Below are 4757 nucleotides of genomic sequence, written 5' to 3'. Positions count from 1 at the left end.
GGCCGCGCACGCGCGCCGCACGATGATCGGCCGCAGCGCCGAGGAAGTGGACCACGCCCCGCCGCGCGGCCGGTACGCCCCCGTCCCCGCACCTCAGACGGGTGTCGCCGGAGCCCCCCTGCGCTGGGCCGCCCCCGCCGCGGCCGTGGTCGTGGCCGGGGCGATCGTCGTGGGCCGCGCGCTGCGCAAGCGCCGCTGAGCGTCCTCCCGGACCCCGCGTAGCACCCCCGCGTACGGGGGCGCCCTTGATCGCCCCAGTAGGGTCGTGGCGTGAGTAACGAACCCATCACGCTGACCGCGGGTGACGCGGAGGCGACCGTGCTGCCGGGCAACGGCGGCCGGATCGGCGGACTCCGCGTCGGCGGCACGGAACTGCTCCGCCAGGGCGAGCGCTACGGCTGCTTCCCGATGGTCCCCTGGTGCGGCCGGATCCGCGACGGCCGCTTCCGGGACGGCGCGGCCGTCCACCAGATGCCGCTCAACGCCCCGCCGCACGCCATCCACGGCACCGCCCGGGACGCCGCCTGGCGCACCGCGCGTGTCACCGCGGACGAGGCGGTCATCACGTACGACCTGGCCGACCCCTGGCCCTACACCGGCCGCGTCACCCAGGTGATCGCGCTCGCCGAGGACGCGCTGACCCTGACGATGTCCGTCGAGACGTACGACTCGTCCTTCCCGGCGCAGGTCGGCTGGCACCCGTGGTTCAACCGCACCCTCGACGGCGCGGACGTCACGATCGGCTTCGGCCCCGCCTGGCAGGAGGAGCGCGGCGACGACCACCTGCCCACCGGCAACCGTGTCGACCCGAAGCCGGGCCCCTGGGACGACTGCTTCGGCATGCCCGACGGCGTCGACGTCACCCTGACCTGGCCGGAGCGGCTGGAGCTGAAGGTGACCAGCCGCGAGCAGTGGGTCGTGGTGTACGACGAGCAGGAGGCCGCCGTCTGCGTGGAGCCGCAGACCGGGCCGCCCAACGGCCTGAACACCCTCCCCCGCCTGGTCACGCCCCTGGAGCCGCTGGAGGCCACGACGACCTGGGCCTGGCGGCGCCTTTAAGCTGGCGTACATGACGGACGTACGCGCGGCGCTGCTGCAGCAGATCAAGGACAAGGCCGTGGTGCACGGCAAGGTGACCCTCTCCTCGGGGCTCGAGGCCGACTACTACGTCGACCTGCGCCGCATCACCCTGGACGGCGAGGCCGCGCCGCTGGTCGGGCAGGTGCTCCTCGAGCTGACCGACGACCTGGAGTTCGACGCGGTCGGCGGGCTGACCATGGGCGCCGACCCGGTCGCCGCGAGCATGCTGCACGCCGCCGCCGCGCGCGGAAAGCGCCTCGACGCGTTCGTCGTCCGCAAGGCGGCCAAGGCGCACGGCCTGCAGCGCCAGGTCGAGGGTCCGGACATCAAGGGCCGCCGCGTCCTGGTCGTCGAGGACACCTCCACCACCGGCGGCTCCCCGCTCACCGCCGTCGAGGCCGTGCGCGCGGCCGGCGCCGAGGTGGTCGCCGTCGCCACCATCGTCGACCGCGCGACGGGCGCCGCCGAGAAGATCGAGCAGGGCGCGGGAGTGCCGTACCTGTACGCGTACGACAAGGACGAGCTGGGCCTGGACTGAGTCCGCCCGGAGGTCCACTCGGGTATTCCCGGTCCGTCTGGAAGGATAGGGCCGACGATGACGTCGCCCCCCCAGTTCTAGGTCAGGGCCATAAGCAGCAGCCGAGCCCACCCGCACATACAAGGAGCGGACAGATGCCCATCGCAACTCCCGAGGTCTACAACGAGATGCTGGACCGGGCGAAGGCAGGAAAGTTCGCCTACCCGGCCATCAACGTGACCTCCTCCCAGACGCTGCACGCGGCCCTGCGCGGTTTCGCCGAGGCGGAGAGCGACGGGATCGTCCAGATCTCCACCGGCGGTGCCGAGTTCCTGGGCGGCCAGCACAGCAAGGACATGGTGACGGGCGCCGTGGCCCTCGCCGAGTTCGCCCACATCGTGGCCGCGAAGTACGACGTGAACGTCGCGCTGCACACCGACCACTGCCCGAAGGACAAGCTCGACGGGTACGTCCGCCCCCTGATCGCCGTCTCCGAGGAGCGCGTCAAGGCCGGCCGCGACCCGCTGTTCCAGTCCCACATGTGGGACGGCTCCGCGGAGACCCTCGCCGACAACCTCTCCATCGGCACCGAGCTGCTGGAGCGCGCCCGCGCCGCCAGGATCATCCTGGAGGTCGAGATCACCCCGACCGGCGGTGAGGAGGACGGCGTCTCGCACGAGATCAACGACTCCCTCTACACCACGGTCGACGACGCGCTGCGCACCGCGGAGGCCCTGGGCCTCGGCGAGAAAGGCCGCTACCTGCTCGCCGCCTCCTTCGGCAACGTGCACGGCGTCTACAAGCCGGGCAACGTCGTGCTCCGCCCCGACCTGCTCAAGGAGCTGAACGAGGGCGTCGCCGCGAAGTACGGGCAGCCGGCCGGCTCCAAGCCGTTCGACTTCGTCTTCCACGGCGGCTCCGGCTCCACCGCCGAGGAGATCGCCACCGCGCTGGACAACGGCGTGGTCAAGATGAACCTCGACACGGACACCCAGTACGCCTTCACGCGTCCGGTCGCCGACCACATGTTCCGCAACTACGACGGCGTCCTGAAGGTCGACGGCGAGGTCGGCAACAAGAAGACCTACGACCCGCGCACCTGGGGCAAGCTGGCCGAGGCCGGCATGGCCGCGCGCGTCGTCGAGGCCTGCGGTCACCTGCGGTCCGCCGGTACGAAGATCAAGTAGTTCCCGGCGGCCACCCGGCCGCGAGACGTGCAGCGAGCCCGGCGCCGAACGCGCCGGGCTCGCTGTATACCTGGGGCATGCCCGACGTCCGGCTGGCCTCACCGCAAGGCAAGTGGATCCTGCTGACCACGGTCCTCGGCTCCAGCATGGCCCTGCTGGACTCGACCGTCGTCAACGTCGCGCTGCCCCGCATCGGGCGCGACCTCGACGCCGACCTCGCCGCGCTCCAGTGGACCGTCAACGCGTACATGGTCACGCTGGCCGGGCTGATCCTCCTCGGTGGCGCGCTCGGCGACCGGTTCGGCCGCCGCCGGATCTTCGTCATCGGGGTGCTGTGGTTCGCCGCCGCCTCCCTGCTGTGCGGTGTCGCGCCGAACGCCGGTGTCCTGATCGCCGCCCGCGCCCTCCAGGGCATCGGCGGTGCGCTGCTCACGCCGGGTTCGCTCGCCCTCATCCAGGCCTCCTTCCACGCCGACGACCGGGGCCGCGCGGTCGGACTGTGGTCGGGCTTCGGGGGCGTCGGCGCGGCGGTGGGGCCGTTCCTCGGGGGCTGGCTGGTGGACGGGGCGGGCTGGCGCTGGGTGTTCCTGCTCAACGTGCCGCTGGCCCTGCTGTGCGCGCCGATCGCGCTGCGGCACGTACCGGAGTCCTCGGACCAGCGCGCCCACGCGCGCTTCGACGTGCTCGGCGCGGTCCTCGGCGCGGCGGCCCTCGCGCTGCTCACGTACGCACTGATCGAGGCGCGCACCGCGTCCTGGGCGGTGGCGCTCAGCGCGGTGGCCGGCGTGGCCGCGGCGGTGGCCTTCGTGGTCGTCGAGGGCCGCCGCGCGGACCCGATGATGCCGCTGGACGTCTTCGCCTCCCGCCAGTTCACCGCGATCAACGTGGTCACGCTGTGCGTGTACGCGGCCCTAGGCGGGTTCTTCTTCCTGGCCGCGCTCCAGCTCCAGGTCGTGGTCGGCTGGTCCGCGCTGGCCGCCGGTACGGCGCTGCTGCCGACCACCGTCCTGATGCTGCTGCTCTCCGCCCGCTCCGGCGAGTTGTCCGAGCGGCTCGGCCCCCGGCTCCAGCTCACCGTCGGACCGCTGCTGTGCGCCGCCGGGATGGTGCTGATGCTGCGGGTCGGACCCGGCGCCTCCTACCTCACCGACGTACTGCCCGCCCTGGTGGTGCTCGGCCTCGGCATGGTCACCCTGGTCGCGCCGCTGACGGCGAGCGTGCTGGCCGCCGTGGACACCGCGCGCGCCGGACTGGCCAGCGGCATCAACAACGCGGCGGCCCGCGCGGCGGGGCTCGTCGCGGTGGCCGCGCTGCCGCTGCTCACCGGCATGGGCGAGGAGGCCTACCGGTCGGCTCGCGCCTTCGACGACGCGTTCGGCCCGGCGATGCTGATCTGCGCGGGCGTGCTGGTGGCGGGCTCCGCGATCGCCTTCACGACGGTCCGCCGCCCGTCCCCGGACTGCCGCCGCCCCGAATGCCGCACCCACGGCTCGATCCTGACCCCACCCCTTGAGGCCGAACGCGGCACGTAGCCGTACAGGGCCGTGCGGCTGCCGCCCGTGCCGACGCCCTTGAGGGGCGCGGCGAACTGCGCGCCCAGCCACAACGCTCCTGCGGCCGACGACGCACCCGTACGCAGAGGGCCCCTCCCGCCCGCGCGGGGTGGGATCACGCCCTCAGGGGGCGCGGGGAACTGCGCGCCCAGCCACAGCGCACCCGCGGCCGACGACGCACCCGCACGCAGGGGACCCCGCTCGCGCCGGGTGCCGCCTTGCGCCGACGTCCGGATCACGCCCTCAAAGGGCGCGGGGAACTGCGCGCCCAGCCACAGCGCACCCGCGGCCGCCGACGCACCCGCACGCAGGGGACCCCGCTCGCGCCGGGTGCCGCCTTGCGCCGACGTCCGGATCACGCCCTCAAAGGGCGCGGGGAACTGCGCGCCCAGCCACAGCGCACCCGCGGCCGCCGACGCA

4 protein-coding genes and 1 pseudogene are annotated in these 4757 nt (G+C 73.4%); all 5 read left to right on the top strand.

Translation table 11 applies throughout. The features are described from left to right. Window positions 1-199: pseudogene (locus tag DMH12_RS37160) on the top strand (carbon monoxide dehydrogenase subunit G); the annotation flags it as partial. Between the two features lie 71 nt (window positions 200-270). Beyond that, entirely contained in the window at window positions 271-1059 is a 789-nt protein-coding gene (locus DMH12_RS37155; RefSeq protein ID WP_125495689.1) for an aldose 1-epimerase, read from the top strand. Between the two features lie 10 nt (window positions 1060-1069). Continuing rightward, window positions 1070-1618 carry an orotate phosphoribosyltransferase gene (gene pyrE, locus DMH12_RS37150; RefSeq protein WP_125495688.1) on the top strand — a complete coding sequence of 183 codons (549 nt, stop codon included), beginning with the start codon at window positions 1070-1072 and terminating at the stop codon, window positions 1616-1618. A gap of 134 nt (window positions 1619-1752) precedes the next feature. Beyond that, window positions 1753-2784 carry a class II fructose-bisphosphate aldolase gene (gene fbaA / locus DMH12_RS37145; RefSeq protein WP_125495687.1) on the top strand — a complete coding sequence of 344 codons (1032 nt, stop codon included), beginning with the start codon at window positions 1753-1755 and terminating at the stop codon, window positions 2782-2784. A 77-nt stretch (window positions 2785-2861) separates the two neighbouring features. Next, complete coding sequence (locus DMH12_RS37140) at window positions 2862-4316, top strand: MFS transporter (protein ID WP_125495686.1); 1455 nt, start codon at window positions 2862-2864, stop codon at window positions 4314-4316. Window positions 4317-4757 lie beyond the last annotated feature (441 nt).

The organism is Streptomyces sp. WAC 04229, assembly GCF_003947455.1.
Classification (GTDB): Bacteria; Actinomycetota; Actinomycetes; order Streptomycetales; family Streptomycetaceae; genus Streptomyces.
The sequence above is the reverse complement of the archived record's forward strand: the minus strand, read 5'-3'. Positions and strand labels throughout refer to the sequence as shown.